The following is a 15,529-nucleotide window of genomic DNA, read 5'->3' on the forward strand; positions in this document are numbered from 1 at the left end:
GCGGCGGTCGTGTTCCCGTCCGGTCATCCCCTCGAGGACGGAGCGGGCCGGGGCGTGGGAGAGTGCGCCGCGGGAGCGGCGGAGGTGACGGGCGTGATGGCCCAGAACGGCGGAACACGGGCGGGTGCCCGATTGGACGGCTTCGACGCGGTCGTCGTCGGCTCCGGCCCCAACGGCCTGACAGCGGCGGTCACGCTGGCCGAGGCCGGGTGGCGGGTGCTGGTCCTGGAGGCCGCCGGCCAGTTCGGCGGCGGGCTGCGCACCGAGGAGCTGACCCTCCCCGGTTTCCGCCACGACGTCTGCGCCACTGTCCTGGCGCTGGCCGCCGCGTCCCCGGCGCTGCGCGCTTATGGTGCGGACGCGCCCAAGCCCGGGGCTGGTGCAACGGTGATCGGCGGCACGACGATCGGTGACGGAGGAGCCCGGGGCGTGACGGGTGGTAAGGGCGGGCCGACCGCGCCCTCGGTTCGGTGGGCGCACCCGCCAGTGCCACTCGCCCATCCGCTCGACGGCGCGGCGACCGCGCTGCTGCGGCGCGATGTCGGCGCGACGGCCGCCGCGCTGGGCCGGGTCGGCGCGGGCAAGCCCGCAGACCCGGCCGGGTGGGGGCGGCTCGTCGGGCCGCTCGTCGCGGCGGGGCCGCGGCTGACCGACGGGGTGCTGTCGCTGCTCGACCTGCCGCCGGCGGCGCCGCTCGCGCTGGCCCGGTTCGGGGCGGTCGGGGTGTGGCCGGCGACGGCGCTCGCCCGGGCCGCGCTGCGCGGCGACGCCGCCCGCGCGCTGCTCGGGGGCCTCGCCGCGCACTCGATGCTCGACCTGCACCAGCCAATGACCGCGGCCTACGGCCTGCTGCTGGCGGTGAGCGCCCACCAGGTCGGCTGGCCGGTCGCCGTCGGCGGTTCCCAGTCGCTGGCCGACGCGCTCGTCGCCCGGTTGCGGGTGCTCGGCGGCGAGCTCGTCACCGGCCAGCCGGTCACCAGCCTGCGCGAGCTGCCGCCGGCGCGGGCGGTGCTGCTCGACCTCACCCCCCGGCAGGTCCTGCGGATCGTGGGCGACGAGCTGCCCACGCGCTACCGGGCCGCGCTGGCGCGGTATCGGTACGGCCCCGGCGTCTTCAAGGTCGACTGGGCGCTCGACGGGCCCGTGCCCTGGCGGGACGAGGCGGTGGCCGGCGCCGGGACCGTGCATCTGGGCGGCACGCTCGCCGAGGTCGCCGCCGCCGAGCGCGCCGTCGCCCGGGGCCGGCACCCGCGGCGCCCGTTCGTCCTGTTCGTCCAGGCCACGGTCGCCGACCCGACCCGGGCGCCGGCGGGCAGGCACACCGGCTGGGCGTACTGCCACGTCCCGCTCGGCTCGACCGTCGACATGACCGCCGCGATCGAGGACCAGGTCGAGCGTTTCGCCCCCGGCTTCCGCGACCGGATTCTCGCCCGGCACGCCATGGGCCCGGCAGCGCTGGAGGCGCACAACGCCAACGAGATCGGCGGCGACATCGGCGGCGGCACCGCCGACCTGCGCCAGCTGCTCGCCCGCCCCGTCCTGTCCCGCCACCCCTGGGCCACCCCGCTGCCCGGGGTCTACCTCTGTTCCGCGTCCACCCCGCCCGGCGCCGGTACCCACGGCATGTCCGGCTACCACGCCGCGCGTCTGGCACTGCGCCGCGCCGGGGCGGCCGGCTGACGTCGGCCGAGCCGGAGAACGAGCCGGAGAAAATGAGATGCGGGTGATCGGAGCGACTGGCAGGCTTCCGCCATGGCCGAACTGCCCGGTGGATGGGACCCCGCCGAGTACGGGGATCGGGTCGCGGACGTCTACGACGACTGGTACGACGGCATGGAGCCGGCGATGCCCGCGGCTGTCAGGATGCTCGCCAAGCTGGCCGGGGACGGTCCGGCGCTGGAGCTGGGAATCGGGACGGGACGCGCCGCCCTTCCGCTGGCCGCCGCCGGGGTGAAGGTGGCCGGCATCGACGCGTCCGAGCGGATGGTGGCCCGCCTGTGGTCGAAACCGGGCGGCGCGGACATCTCGGTCACGATCGGCGACTTCGGCGACCCCGCGGTCTTGGCCGAGGCAGCCGCTCCCTTCGGTGGTTTCCGGGTCATCTACGTCGTCTTCAACACGTTCTTCGCGCTGCCCTCGCAGGCGGAACAGGTCAGGTGCTTCGCCTCGGTCGCCGGCGCTCTCGCTCCCGGCGGCGCCTTCGTCCTGCGCGCCTTCGTCCCCGACCAAGGGCTCCACTCGAACGGCTCGCGTTTCAGCACCGAGGCGATCGTCGGTGACGAGTCCAAGCTGGTCGCCGTCATCCACGACCGCAACTCCCAGACGGTCCGTGGCAACCACATCATCATCAGTCCCCGGGGAGTCGAGACCTACCCGGTCAACCTCCGCTACGCCTGGCCCGCCGAGCTCGACCTGATGGCCGCCCTGGCGGGACTGACCCTCACCGCCCGCCACGCCGACTGGTCCGCGGCCCCCTTCACCAACGCCAGCACGGCGCACGTCTCGGTCTGGCACAAGCCGGCCTGACGCCGCGGCGCTGACTTGCTGTGGGTCCATGACTCGCGGGGGATCCACTGTCCGCATGGCCCGTGGTGCCCAATACGCCTCTGATGGCGCCACAGGTCAGGATGAGATCTCATGATCCGATAGGGCGGTTGACGTGTTTCGTCGCGCGTCGGCCAGACCGGCCAGGTCAGGCTGGTCGTGAGCTCAGGGCTCCGCGGACGTTGGCGATCACTTCCAGCGGTTGATCCACGACGTCGAACCAGGTGACTCGCACGATCTTCCAGTCAAGCCGGGCGAGGGCATTCTGACGCCTGCGGTCGCGGAAGACCGGATCGACGCCGTCACGGGTCCAGGCCACACCGCTGGCACCGCGGTTCCCGCCTGCGCCGACGTGAAAACGCACGCCGTCGGCCTCCACCGCCACGCGGCGGCTGGGATAGGCGAGGTCGACCCGAGCGACCGGAACGCCGGACTCGTCCCGGACCAGCCACTGCAACTGCTCGGGCAGGAGTCCGCCGTCGACGAGGACCAGCCGGGCGCGGGTCTCCAGTGCGGACTCGGATCGTCCATCGGCCCGGGACCACCATGGTTCCGCTCGTCTGCATCCCGGCCTGCCCGCCGCGGCGGCTCGGGCGACGTCGAGCCTGTCAAGGCGGCCGGACCGCAGGGCCGCGTCCATGAGGCTGACCGCCTCCTCCGGCTCTGCGGAGCCGAGCACGAGATCAGCCAGGGTACGAGCCGGGGACGTCACCGGCAGGCCACTTACCGCCGTGATGTCATCCGGGGCAAGGATGCCGAACCGGACGTGGACGCCCCGCGCCGGGTGGATCGCCCCGCGTCGGGCGACCAGCAGGTGGATCGGCTCGTCAGCGGTCAGCGGTCAGCGGTGGCAGCGCGTGTGCACCGAGCCCAAGGAGCCGAGCCGCCGTGATCCCGGCGATGATCGCGTCAGGCCGTCCGGCGAGCGCGGCCTGAGCGCGGGCCCGTAGGTCATTCTCACCGTCCGCGGGCCCGACGACCGCACGGATCACGTAGCTGCCACGGGAGGGCGAATACCACCAGCCACGCGCGACGAACTGTCGGATCTGTTCTCTGGCCAGACCGGCGTCCAGTGCCTGCCGATAGGTGATCATGCCGTTCTGCCCACGGGCCACCTGCCCCGCGTGCAGCATCGCGGCGGTGACCACGGCCGAGGTGGAAGATCGGTGGCGCACTGCGTCACGTTCCGTCCAGCCCGCGGCCGTGTCGAGCCCGTGCCCACCGGCATGTGGATAACCGAGCCACGATGACCGCGCACCCATCGGATCATGGGCCGGCCGCCGCCTTCGACCGTGACCTCCGAGGACCCCATCGAGACTCCGAGCGTCCTGAGATGTGGCCATGGCTCGTGGGGTCAAGGCCGGCCTCCTGGGCACCAGAACTCATGGCTCGATGAGGCGTGGCCCCAGAGGCACCGCGATGCCTGGGGGAAGGGGGATGCGGGGGTGGCAGGGATCGACCGCAAGCGGATGTGACTGGGAGTACATTCCAGGCTCCCCGGGGCGAGGGACTCTACGATCCGGTCATGAGCGTTCCCTCGGCCGAGTTGGAGCTGGCCGCGCTGTTCCCGCAGGCGTCGCGAGAAGCCTGGCAGAAGCTGGTACTCGCGGTTCTGCGCAAGTCAGGAGCAGCCGGAGAGCAGGCCGTCCCGGCGGACGCCGAGTCGCTGCTCGCGACCGCCAGCTACGACGGTTTCGCGATCAAGCCGCTGTACACAGCGGGTGACGGAGTGCCCGTCGACGTCGGCGTTCCCGGCCTCGCGCCGTTCGTCCGCGGGCGACGCGCCGAGGGGGCGGTCGGGGGCTGGGACCTGCGGGCGGCGCACTCCCACCCGGACGCGAAGACGACCGCCGAGGCCGTGCTCGCCGACCTGGAAGGCGCCGCCACGTCGCTGTGGTTGCTGCTCGCCCCGGCCGGCGGCATCGCCGTCGAGGCGCTGCCGGACGTGCTGCGCGACGTCTACCTCGACCTGGCGCCCATCGTGCTCGACACCGGCGGCGACGCGGTGACGACGACCGCCGCGGCCGACGTGCTGCTCGCGCTCGCGGCCGCCCGTGGGGTCGCGCCGTCGGAGCTGGTGGCGACGCTCGGCGCCGACCCGCTCGGCCTCGCCGCCCGCACCGGCCTCGCCGGCGAGGCGGTGAAGGCCCACCTGGACGAGGCATCGCGGCTCGCGGAGCGCGTCGCCGCGAGCTATCCCGGGGTCCGGACGTTCGTCGTCGACGCGACGCCGTACCACGACGCGGGTGGCGGCGACGCGCAGGAACTTGGCGCGTCGTTGGCCACCGGGGTCGCCTACCTTCGGGCGCTCACCGGGGCCGGCCTGGACGTCGCCAGCGCGCTCGGCCAGCTGGAGTTCCGGTACGCCGCCACCGCCGGCCAGTTCTCGACGATCGCGAAGCTGCGCGCCGCCCGGCTGCTGTGGGCCCGCGTCGCCGAGGTCTGCGGCGCCCTCGACGCCGACCGGGCGCAGCGCCAGCACGCCGTCACGTCGTCGGCGATGATGACGCGGCGCGACCCGTACGTGAACCTGCTGCGCACCACGATCGCCGCGTTCGCCGCCGGTGTCGGCGGCGCCGACGCGATCACGGTGCTGCCGTTCGACGCGCGCCTGGGCCTCCCGGACGACACGTCCCGCCGGCTCGCGCGCAACATCCAGGTTCTGCTGCAGGAGGAGTCGAACCTGACCCGGGTGATCGACCCGGCGGGTGGCTCCTGGTACGTCGAGGCGTTGACGGCCCAGCTCGCCGAGGCCGCCTGGGCGTTCTTCACCGAGATCGAGCGGGCCGGCGGGATGGCCGCGGCGCTCGCGAGCGGCCTCGTCGGCGAGCGGCTCGACGCCACCTGGGCGCGCCGCCGGGAGGACCTGGCGCTGCGCCGCGCGCCGCTGACCGGCGTCAGCGAGTTCCCGAACGTCGCCGAGACGCTGCCCGCGCGCACCCCGGCGCCGGCGCGCACCCAGACCGGCGGGCTGCCGATCCGGCACTACGACGAGGACTACGAGGACCTGCGCGCCCGCGCGGACGCGGCGCTGGCGGCGAACGGCACCCGGCCGGTGGCGTTCCTCGCCACGATCGGGTCGCTCGCGTCCTTCACCCCGCGCGCGACGTTCGCCGCGAACCTCTTCCAGGCCGGCGGGTTCGACACCCCGAACGCGGGCCCGGGCGACGACCCGGCGGCGATCGCCGCGGCGTTCACCGCCTCGGGCGCGAAGATTGCCTGCCTGTGCGCGTCGGACAAGGCGTACGCGGCCAGCGCCGCGCCCGTCGCCGCCGCCCTCAAGGCCGCCGGCGCCAACCACGTATGGCTTGCCGGTAAGCCGGGAGAGCGGGCAGCCTCGGATGAGGCGGCCGGGATCGGCGGTTACGTCTTCACCGGCTGCGACGCCGTCGACGTCCTGCGCTCCGCCCTAGCGAAGGCCGAGGTCGCCTGATGCCCAGCAAGGACCTGATTCCCGACTTCGCCGACGTCGAGCTCGGCCTCGCCGCCGCCTCGTCGCCGGCGGCCGGTCCGGACGCCGCCGCTGGCGCGCATCAGGACAGCCAGTGGCGCGCCGCCGTCGAGGCGGCGACCGGCAAGAACGTCGACGCGCTGACCTGGGACACCCCCGAGGGCATCGAGGTCAAGCCGCTCTACACCGCCGCCGACACCGCGGGCCTCGACTTCCTCGACACCTACCCGGGGATCGCGCCGTTCCTGCGCGGGCCGTATGCGCCGATGTACGTGACCCAGCCGTGGACGATCCGCCAGTACGCAGGCTTCTCGACGGCCGCCGACTCGAACGCGTTCTACCGGCGCAACCTGGCCGCCGGCCAGAAGGGCCTCTCGGTCGCCTTCGACCTGCCGACCCACCGGGGCTACGACTCCGACCACCCGCGGGTGACGGGCGACGTCGGCATGGCGGGCGTGGCGATCGACTCGATCTACGACATGCGGCAGCTCTTCGACGGCATCCCGCTGGACAAGATGAGCGTGTCGATGACGATGAACGGCGCCGTGCTGCCGATCCTGTCGCTCTACATCGTCGCGGCCGAGGAGCAGGGGGTCGCCCCGGAGCAGCTGGCCGGGACCATCCAGAACGACATCCTCAAGGAGTTCATGGTCCGCAACACCTACATCTACCCGCCGAAGCCGTCGATGCAGATCATTTCGGACATCTTCGCGTACTCCTCGCAGAAGATGCCGAAGTTCAACTCGATCTCCATCTCCGGGTACCACATGCAGGAGGCGGGCGCGAGCGCGGACCTGGAGCTCGCCTACACGCTCGCCGACGGCGTCGAGTACATCCGCGCGGGCCTCGCCGCGGGCCTCGACATCGACGCGTTCGCGCCGCGGCTGTCGTTCTTCTGGGCGATCGGCATGAACTTCTTCATGGAGGTCGCCAAGATGCGGGCCGCGCGCCTGCTCTGGGCGCGGCTGGTGAAGGAGTTCGGCCCGAAGAGCAGCAAGTCGCTGTCGCTGCGGACGCACTCGCAGACCTCCGGCTGGTCGCTGACCGCCCAGGACGTCTTCAACAACGTCGCCCGCACCTGCATCGAGGCGATGGCCGCCACCCAGGGCCACACCCAGTCGCTGCACACCAACGCCCTCGACGAGGCGCTGGCGCTGCCGACCGACTTCTCCGCCCGGATCGCCCGCAACACCCAGCTGTTGCTGCAGCAGGAGTCCGGCACCACCCAGGTCATCGACCCCTGGGGCGGCAGCTACTACGTCGAGCGGCTCACCTACGACCTTGCCCGCAAGGCCTGGGGCCACATCACCGAGGTCGAGGAGCGTGGCGGCATGGCGGCGGCGATCGACGCCGGCATCCCGAAGCTGAGGATCGAGGAGGTCGCGGCCCGCACTCAGGCCCGCATCGACTCCGGCCGCCAGCCGCTCGTCGGGGTCAACAAGTACCGCCTCGCCGGCGGGGAGGACATCGACGTCCTCAAGGTCGACAACTCGGCGGTGCGCACGGAGCAGCTCGCCAAGCTGCGCCAGCTGCGTGCCGACCGCGACCCGGAGGCCGTCGAGACCGCCCTCGCCGCCCTCACCCGCGCCGCCGAGGAGGCTCAGGCGGGCACTCGGGCCGCGGGCCTCGACGGCAACCTGCTCAAGCTCGGCGTCGACGCCGCCCGCGCGAAGGCGACCGTCGGGGAGATCTCCGACGCGTTGGAGAAGGTCTACGGGCGGCATGCCGCGCAGATCCGTACGATTTCCGGCGTGTACCGCGACGAGGCCGGGCCGTCGCCCGAGATCAGCCGGGCGCGCGCGCTGGCCACCGCGTTCGAGCAGGCCGAGGGCCGCCGCCCCCGCATCCTGATCGCCAAGATGGGCCAGGACGGCCACGACCGCGGCCAGAAGGTCGTCGCCTCCGGCTACGCCGACCTCGGCTTCGACGTGGACGTCGGCCCGCTGTTCCAGACGCCGGCCGAGGTCGCCCGGCAGGCGGTCGAGGCGGACGTGCAGATCGTCGGCGTGTCGTCGCTGGCCGCCGGTCACCTGACGCTCGTGCCGGAGCTGCGTGCCGAGCTCGCGGGTCTCGACCGCTCCGACATCCTGGTGACCTGCGGTGGCGTCATCCCGCCGCAGGACTACGACGCGCTGCGCGCCGCCGGCGCCGCCGCGATCTTCCCGCCGGGCACCAGCATCGCCGAGTCCGCCGTCGAGGTCCTCGGCATCCTCGCCGCCCAGCTCGGCCACGACCTCGGCGACGGCACGGCCGCGGACGGCGACGGAGACGCCGACGGCGACGCCGCTGCTGGCGCGGCCTGACCCTGGTGACGGAGGTTCTCGCCCGCGTGCCGGCCGTCCGCCACACCGTCGACGTCGACGCCTATGCGGACGGGGTGCTCGCGAACAACCGGACGATGGTCGCGCGGGCGATCACCCTGGTCGAGTCGAGGCGGCCCGACCACCAGGCGGCGGCGCAGCGGCTGCTGGTGAAGCTGCTGCCGCACACCGGCAAGGCCCGCCGGGTCGGGATCACGGGCGTGCCGGGCGTGGGCAAGTCGACATTCATCGACGCCCTCGGCACGCGGCTGACCGCCGCCGGCCACCGGATCGCGGTGCTCGCGGTCGACCCGTCGTCGACCCGCACCGGCGGTAGCATCCTCGGCGACAAGACCCGGATGGCGACGCTGTCCGCCGACCCGAACGCCTTCATCCGGCCGTCGCCGACGGCGGGCACGCTCGGCGGCGTCGCGAAGGCCACCCGCGAGGCGATCGTCATCATGGAGGCCGCCGGCTACGACGTCGTGCTCGTCGAGACGGTCGGCGTCGGCCAGTCGGAGACGACCGTCGCCGACATGGTCGACACCTTCCTGTTCCTGACGCTCGCCCGCACCGGCGACCAGCTGCAGGGCATCAAGAAGGGCGTCCTCGAGATCGCCGACGTCATCGCCGTGAACAAGGCCGACGGCCCGCACGAGATCGACGCCCAGCGCGCCGCCCGCGAGCTCGCCGGCGCGCTGCGGATGCTGCGCGCCCCCGACGACGGCTGGCGCGCCCCCGTCCTGACCTGCTCCGCGATCGAGAGCAAGGGCCTGGACGAGGTGTGGGACCAGGTCGTCGCCCACCAGGACCTGCTCGACGCCGGCGGGCTGCTGGCGGCGAGACGCCGCCGTCAGCAGGTCGACTGGACGTGGGCGATGGTGCACGACCGGCTGCTCGCCGACCTGCGCGCCCGGCCGGCGGTCCGGGCGCTCACCCCCGACCTGGAGCGCCGCGTCCGCGACGGCACGCTCACCCCCAGCCTCGCCGCCGACGCGATCCTCGCCGCCTACGCCCAGTCCGCCGATGGTCGCGCGGATTCCCCCGGTTCCCCCCTTTCCTCCGGTCCAGCCGGTCCGGCGGCAGGCGCCGACCCGGTCGCCTGAGACGTGGCGGACGGGCACGCGCCGGGCCCTGGACTGCCTGGCATGCGGCGAGTGATCGCGTCCGTGGCGCACGAGACGCCCGAGCGGGCGCCGCTGCGGGTCGACGTGGGGGACCGGGTCGAGGTCGGTGGCCGGGACACCGACTGGCCGGCGTTCGTCTTCGTCACCACGGCGCGTGGCAGCGGCTGGGTGCCGGGTCGCCACCTGTCGGGCACCGCTGCCGGCCCGGCGACGGTCGTCACCCCCTACGACACGACCGAGCTGCCGACCGAGGTAGGCCAGGCGCTTGACGTCCTCGCAGAGGACCCGGAAAGCGGCTGGCTGTGGTGCCGCGACACCTCCGGCCGCGAGGGCTGGGTCCCGGTGCGGACCGTCGCCGACGTCGACTGACCGCCAGCCAAGGGCCTTTCGGCCCGGCAGGTGGACCTTTCGGTCCAAATCGGCGACGTGGGCCTGGCCTGGCCCTACGATCCGCTCGCGGGGTCTGACAGCGAGCGACCATGTGGGCGTTCCCGCGGCCCTTGCTCCGACTGCCCGGGAGGTCTGCGTTGCTCCGGCGGCATGCCGACAAGTTCGACGTCACGTTCGCCGCGTCGGACGGACTGCTCGGGTCGATGTCGGCGGAGCCGCGGGAGCTGTTGCTGCGCCGCGCGCTCGACGAGTTCGTCGCAGACGTCGCCGCGCTCGACGCCACGTCGGGCGCGATGGTGGCGGGCAGTGCGCGGCCGCTCATCGACGCGGCCGTCGACGCGGCCGCGCCCCAGCTGACCGACGACGAGCTGGTCGTCTCCGGCCAGGAGGTGATGCAGGCCTGGGAGCGCCCACTGATGCGGGCGCTCGCGGGCGCCGTCGCCCGGCCGGGCGGCTCGGTGCTGGAGGTGGGTTTCGGCATGGCGATCTCCGCCGGCTATGTGCGGGACGCCGGCGCCGCGCGGCACACCATCATCGAGGCGAACCCCCAGGTCGCGGACGCGGCCAGGAGCTGGGCCGCCGGGCAGCCCGGTGTGGAGATCGTCGAGGGCCGCTGGCAGGAGGTCATCGGCGGCCTCGGCCGCTACGACGGGATCCTGTTCGACACGTACCCGCTGACCGAGGCCGAGGTCGACGAGTACTACCTGCGCGGCGCGACGTTCGCCGAGCACTTCTTCGCGGCCGCCGCCGAGCACCTCGCCGACGACGGCGCGTTCACCTACTACTCGAACGAGATCGACTCGGTGTCCCGGCGCCACCAGCGCGCCCTGCTGCGCCACTTCGGCCAGTTCGGCGTCCGCGTCGTCGACGGCCTCACCCCACCCGCCGACTGCACCTACTGGTGGGCCCCCTCCATGGCCGTCATCGTCGCCACCGAGCCCCGCCGCTGAGGGCCCCGGCCCAGGGGGTCCCGGCGGCCGGTCCCGGCGGCCGTCCTTGCCGCCACCGCGGTGGCCGTCGCGACCAGCCACCGCCGAGGCAGGTGAAATCGGGGTGTGGACCGGCTGCTCGACCCCAATGTCACCTGCCTCGACGATGCGCCGAGCCGAGAGCGGCGCGGATCTCGGCGATCACCACGTGCGGCTGATCGACGACGTCGCACCAGGTGACCCGGATGACCTTCCAGCCGAGTCCGATCAGTGCGTTCTGACGACGGCGGTCGCGGAAGACAGGGTCGACACGGCCGCCGGTGGAACCCGGGCCGCCGTGGAACCGGACGCCATCCGACTCGATGGCGACCAGGCGGCTGGGATAGGCGAGGTCGGACCCGTGCGACGAACCGGCCGTCGGCCCCGGTGACCAGCCACTGGAGCTCCTCGGGCGGCAGACCTCGATCGACGAGGAGGAGTCTTACCCGGGTCTCCAGCGGGGACTCCGACCGGCCGTCCGCCAATGCCCACCAGCTGTCCACTCGTCGGCAGCCAGGTCGTCCCGTCGTCGCCGCGCGTGCCGCGGCGACATCGGAAAGCTGACCGCCGTGCAGCGCGGTGTCGATCAGGCTGACGGCGTCCTCCCGGCTCGAAGCCCAAAGCGCCAGGTCCGCGACCGTCCTGGCTGCCGAGGTCACGGGCAAGCCCATGATCGTGACGATGTCCGCGTCCCGGAGGTTCCCGCGATGGGGGGTGGTGCCGGGCGTGGGCCGTAGTGAGCCGCGGCCGCGCTCCATCACGTGAACCGGCTCATGATGGACCGGTTCGTGGCTGACCGGCTCCGCCAGGACCGCGAAGCCGAGCAGACGGGCGGCGGTTGGGCCGCAGATCACCGCGTTCGGGCGGGCCGCCAGGGCGGCGCGGGCACAGCCTCGCAGCTCCCGGGGCGACGACTCGACGCAGTCGTAGGTCCGAGGGGGCAGGCCGACGACATAGCGGATGATGTATGTCCCGTGTACGGGCCGCCACCACCATCCCCGAGCCACGAAGACGCGGATCTCCTCCGGCGTGAGACCGGCATCCAGAGCCTGGCGATAGGTGATCATCCCGTCCTGCAGGCGGGCGAGCCGCGTCGCGCTCAACAACTGAGCCGACACCGAATACGACGCTCGCCTACCCACGACGCGGACGATCCCCGCGCCCGCGCACCTCGTCGAGGCCAGACCGGCCCCCTGTGGACGCCGTCGCGTCGTCCACAGGCAGGCACGCAGACACGCGCCGCCATCCAGGCAGGTCAGAGTGGGGTCGGGACCGACCAGCCGACCCCAATCTGACCTGCTTGGATGACGTGTTCCGCGCCAGCCCTGGCCGGGGCAGTGACCCGATTTCGGCCTGGCGCCGGGCCGGGTGGGTGCTGCCTCAGGCTGTTTCGGCGGTCCAGGTGATGGTGGGTGGGCGGACGGAGGCGCAGAGGGGGTGGCCCTTGGCGTCGGTGAGGCCCAGGCGGCCGACCAGGAGGTTCGACACGACGGCGGCGGTGAGGACGTCGGCGGGCATGGCGTTCAGCCAGAGCTTTGCCCGCCGGAACATCGCGAAGCCGCCCTCGGCGGGGTCGACCACGCCCCAGGTCAGGTAGATGAACCGCTCACCCGGCCGGCCCTGGATGTGCTGGCCCCGCAGGTCGATCCCGCCGGGTGTGGTCGTGGCGGGTGTGGTCGAGGTGGTGCACTCGAGGGTCCATACCGCCGTCGCGGCGTCGCCCGGGACGAGACCGAGCAGCTCGGTGGGTCGGCCCCGCGGCTGGACTGCGACGTGGATGTTCGTGTAGCCAGGAAAGCCGGGCCCGCCCGCGCACGCCCGGCCCGGCAGGTCCGACCCCTCGACGCGGATCAGCACTGGCTCGTCTTCCCTCCGCTCGCGACACGGGTCCGAAAACAGGGCGGCGGCGGAATCCTCTCACCGGGGTGAGACAGGATTCCGCCGCCGGGGTGCGACGCCCGTCTTAGGCGGGTATCGGGCCTACTCCCTGGGACAGCTGACTCAGGCGGTCGATGTTGGACTTGGTGGTGGCGTTGGAACGCCCGACGTAGCCGGTCTCGGTCGTGATGGTCTGCGCGTGCTCCAGGTAGTAGCGCAGGTAGGCGACGGTGGCCGGGTCCTTCAGCGCGTCGACGCGGGCGTAGACGAACAGCGGCTTGCACAGTGGCACGTAGGCGCCGCTGCCGGCGGTGATGGCGTTCGGCGGCTGGCACCCCTCGCCCTCCCCGCCGTCGACGAGCACCCCGCGCAGCTTGGAGCCCAGCTGGTTGTACGTCGGGAAGTCGAGGTAGCCGATGGCGTCCCGGTCGTTCTGTACGGTCTGCGCGACGCCGGCCAGGTCCGTCGTCGTGTAGGGCCGGGACTTGGCGCTGTCACCGCTGATGCTGGCGTTGAACACCTGCGCCTGCACACTGTCGGGCTTGGGCCCGACGAAGTTGATCGGCTCGTCCGGGTACCTCGGGTTGAGCTGGTTCCACCGGGTGATGGTGGAGCCCGCGCCCCAGAGCTCCTTGAGCTTGGCCAGGTCCAGGCAGCCCAGCCAGGTGTTGGCGGGGTTCACCACGATCGGCAGGGTGTGGTGCGCGATCTCGAACCCGACCACCTCGTCCTTGCAGCTCGGGTCCGGCGCGAACTTCGGGTCCAGCTCGTAGGACGTGCCGGCGACAGCGACCTCGCCGTTGCACAGCTTGGTGAAGGCCTGGGTGGTGTCGGTGACCCCCGGATCGAAGGCGACCGTCACCTTGGGCTCGGACTGGCGGAACTCCTGGAACGCGCGCTCGCTGATCGGCGCGACCTCGTTCGAGTCGGCCACCCGGACCAGGTTGCGGGCCACGGCCGGAGGCGTCGTCGCGGCCCCCGTGGCCGGCTGGGTCGCCGGCTGGCTCGACGGCGCGGCGGTGATCGTCGGGCCGGAGCTGTCGGACCGGGTCAGCGTGAGCCCGAGCGCGGTGCCGCCGGCGATGAAGACCACCGCCGCGATGATGGCCGCGATCCCGCTCTTGGTGCGCAGCGAGCCCAGCACACCCGAGCGGCGCGGCGGCGGGCCCGCCGACCGCTGGGGAGCAGGTCCGCCTGGGGGCCGGCCGGCCCCGCCGTGCACGACCGTGCGCTCGCCCGTGTCCGGCCCGGTGCCCCAGGAGACGAGGCCGTGCTGCTCCGGATGCCCGGCCCCGGCCGCCGCCGCTCCGGCCGCGCCCACGCCGGCCGCGCCCACGCCCGCGGCGGTGGCCGCGGGGAAGGCTTCGTAGGCGGCGATGCGCGCCGTCGATTCCGGGTCCTGCCAGCCGCCGCCGGCCGCCGCCGCGACGGCTCCCGGCGCCACGTAGGTCGTGCCCGCCGGCGGCATCGACATCCCGGGGAACGACGACAGCTCCGGCGGCTCCATCGACGCCGGGCCGATCAGCGCCGTCGCGCCGCCGGCGACCGGCTCCGCCTGCTCGGCGAGCCCGGCGGCCAGCAGCGCCGCCCCGACCGCGAGGTCCTCGGCCGGCCGGTGCTCGAAACGCCCGGCGCCGGGCAGCGCGGCCCGCACCAGCCGGTCGGCCAGCGGCATCCGTGCGACGCCACCGTAGAGCAGCACCGCGGACAGCTGGTCCGCGGACGCCGGCACCGAGCGCACCGTGCGGACCAGCGCCCGCACGCTGTCCTCGATCGCCGGCGTGACCAGACGCTCCAGGTCCTCGCGGCGCAGCGTCACCCAGGCGAACACGCCGGGCAGGGTCACCGGGACGGAGGCCTCGTCGTCGGCGGCCAGCGTCTCCTTGGCGGCGACGACCTCCTGGCGCAGCCGGCTGAGCGCGGTGACCGTCGCCGGGTCGGACCGGTCCAGCCCCGCCACGACCGGGCCGGCGGCGGACAGCACATGCTCGAGCAGGAGCGTGTCCAGGTCGACGCCGCCCGTGTGCGCGAGCCCCGTCGGCGAGCCCACGACCTCGGCGCCGTAGTCGGTGACCGACAGCACCGCCGCCTCGCACGTGCCCGCGCCGAAGTCGTAGGTCGCGACCAGGTCGGTGGACCGGCCGCGGGTCCTGCTCGCGGCGCGGCGCGCCAGCACGGCGCCCAGCGCATCGGCCGCCGGCGCGGCGGACACCGGGATGTCGCGCGCGTCGAGCCGTTCCAGCGCCTCGGTGAACAGCTCTCGGCGCCGCGCGTTCCAGCTGGTCGGATACGTGACGACGACGTGGTCGGGATTCGAGCCGCGTGTCTCCGCCGCCGCGATGATCACCCGTTCCAGGAAACGGGTGACGAGTCCTTCCGGCGCGTATGCGCCGCCGCCGATCATGATCGGGGAGGAGTCGCCGACGCGGCGCGCGAATCCTTCCGTCGCACGAGCCGGATCGGCCAGCGCGCGCCGCGCGGCGGCCCGGCCGAACGAGAGCGGGCCGGTCGGCGGGAAATAGAGCACCGTCGGTATGGACGGGCCGCCCGCGACCGTGAGGACCTGCGGCCAGTCGCCGTCCGAAATGGCGACGACGGTGTTGGCTGTGCCGATGTCGATGCCGAGCTGGTAGCCCATGGCTATCCCCTGTGCTTCCTGCCGCCTCACACCGGGGCCGCGGTCATAGCGGCCCCGGCAGTGTTCCCCGGTTGGCTGTTCTGATGTTAGGTCACACGATCGAGTGCATTCGGCGGTGGCCGGGCCGATGTCGGCCAGCCGACCGCCGTCTACTTCCTAAAGATTCCCGGCTATGGCGCCCGCCGCCTTTCGCCGGCGGGGCCGCCATTCGGTCGTCCGTGCCACGTCCGACG

Annotated in this window: 12 protein-coding genes; 7 read left to right on the forward strand and 5 right to left on the reverse strand. The window is 73.4% G+C overall.

The annotated features are described in order from the left end of the window. Window positions 1-96 precede the first annotated feature (96 nt). Complete coding sequence (locus tag BCD49_RS33385) at window positions 97-1,680, forward strand: phytoene desaturase family protein (RefSeq protein WP_071042300.1); 1,584 nt, start codon at window positions 97-99, stop codon at window positions 1,678-1,680. A 72-nt stretch (window positions 1,681-1,752) separates the two neighbouring features. Continuing rightward, window positions 1,753-2,526 carry a class I SAM-dependent DNA methyltransferase gene (locus BCD49_RS33390; protein WP_007515252.1) on the forward strand — a complete coding sequence of 258 codons (774 nt, stop codon included), beginning with the start codon at window positions 1,753-1,755 and terminating at the stop codon, window positions 2,524-2,526. 166 nt (window positions 2,527-2,692) lie between these two features. Here BCD49_RS33390 and BCD49_RS33395 read toward each other — a convergent pair whose 3' ends face one another. Both BCD49_RS33395 and BCD49_RS33400 read right to left on the reverse strand, forming a co-directional pair. After that, the gene (locus BCD49_RS33395; RefSeq protein WP_157845323.1) at window positions 2,693-3,256 is read right to left on the reverse strand and encodes a hypothetical protein; all 564 of its coding nucleotides are present in this window, start codon (window positions 3,254-3,256) and stop codon (window positions 2,693-2,695) included. A gap of 115 nt (window positions 3,257-3,371) precedes the next feature. Further along, window positions 3,372-3,719 carry a type IV toxin-antitoxin system AbiEi family antitoxin domain-containing protein gene (locus BCD49_RS33400; protein ID WP_131803613.1) on the reverse strand — a complete coding sequence of 116 codons (348 nt, stop codon included), beginning with the start codon at window positions 3,717-3,719 and terminating at the stop codon, window positions 3,372-3,374. A gap of 350 nt (window positions 3,720-4,069) precedes the next feature. Here BCD49_RS33400 and BCD49_RS33405 point away from each other — a divergent pair, with 350 nt between their 5' ends. The 5 genes from BCD49_RS33405 to BCD49_RS33425 all read left to right on the forward strand — a co-directional run bounded on the left by BCD49_RS33405 (window position 4,070) and on the right by BCD49_RS33425 (window position 10,762). Continuing rightward, window positions 4,070-5,977: a methylmalonyl-CoA mutase subunit beta gene (locus BCD49_RS33405; protein WP_007515255.1), complete on the forward strand. Its 1,908-nt coding sequence runs from the start codon at window positions 4,070-4,072 to the stop codon at window positions 5,975-5,977. Then, window positions 5,977-8,298 (forward strand): methylmalonyl-CoA mutase, encoded by a 2,322-nt coding sequence (gene scpA / locus BCD49_RS33410; protein ID WP_007515256.1) that lies wholly within the window; start codon window positions 5,977-5,979, stop codon window positions 8,296-8,298. Before BCD49_RS33405 ends, scpA begins: the two co-directional genes overlap by 1 nt. Before the next feature lie 95 nt (window positions 8,299-8,393). Further along, window positions 8,394-9,401, forward strand: coding sequence for a methylmalonyl Co-A mutase-associated GTPase MeaB (gene meaB, locus BCD49_RS33415; protein ID WP_335341731.1), 1,008 nt, complete (start codon window positions 8,394-8,396; stop codon window positions 9,399-9,401). A 63-nt stretch (window positions 9,402-9,464) separates the two neighbouring features. Further along, the gene (locus tag BCD49_RS33420) at window positions 9,465-9,791 is read left to right on the forward strand and encodes an SH3 domain-containing protein (protein ID WP_198939474.1); all 327 of its coding nucleotides are present in this window, start codon (window positions 9,465-9,467) and stop codon (window positions 9,789-9,791) included. Window positions 9,792-9,901: 110 nt separating this feature from the next. Then, window positions 9,902-10,762: a class I SAM-dependent methyltransferase gene (locus BCD49_RS33425; protein ID WP_007515259.1), complete on the forward strand. Its 861-nt coding sequence runs from the start codon at window positions 9,902-9,904 to the stop codon at window positions 10,760-10,762. Here the strand turns inward: BCD49_RS33425 and BCD49_RS46605 are convergent. From BCD49_RS46605 to BCD49_RS33445, 3 genes are all read right to left on the reverse strand, one after another. Beyond that, entirely contained in the window at window positions 10,708-11,922 is a 1,215-nt protein-coding gene (locus tag BCD49_RS46605) for a type IV toxin-antitoxin system AbiEi family antitoxin domain-containing protein (protein WP_442960537.1), read from the reverse strand. The two genes, BCD49_RS33425 and BCD49_RS46605, sit on opposite strands and share 55 nt — an antisense overlap. Window positions 11,923-12,160: 238 nt before the next feature. Continuing rightward, window positions 12,161-12,637 carry a DUF5990 family protein gene (locus BCD49_RS33440; protein ID WP_007515261.1) on the reverse strand — a complete coding sequence of 159 codons (477 nt, stop codon included), beginning with the start codon at window positions 12,635-12,637 and terminating at the stop codon, window positions 12,161-12,163. Window positions 12,638-12,743: 106 nt separating this feature from the next. Then, window positions 12,744-15,296, reverse strand: coding sequence for an Hsp70 family protein (locus BCD49_RS33445; RefSeq protein WP_007515263.1), 2,553 nt, complete (start codon window positions 15,294-15,296; stop codon window positions 12,744-12,746). Window positions 15,297-15,529: the final 233 nt, after the last annotated feature.

It is taken from the genome of Pseudofrankia sp. EUN1h (genome assembly GCF_001854645.1).
Taxonomy (GTDB): domain Bacteria; phylum Actinomycetota; class Actinomycetes; order Frankiales; family Frankiaceae; genus Pseudofrankia; species Pseudofrankia saprophytica.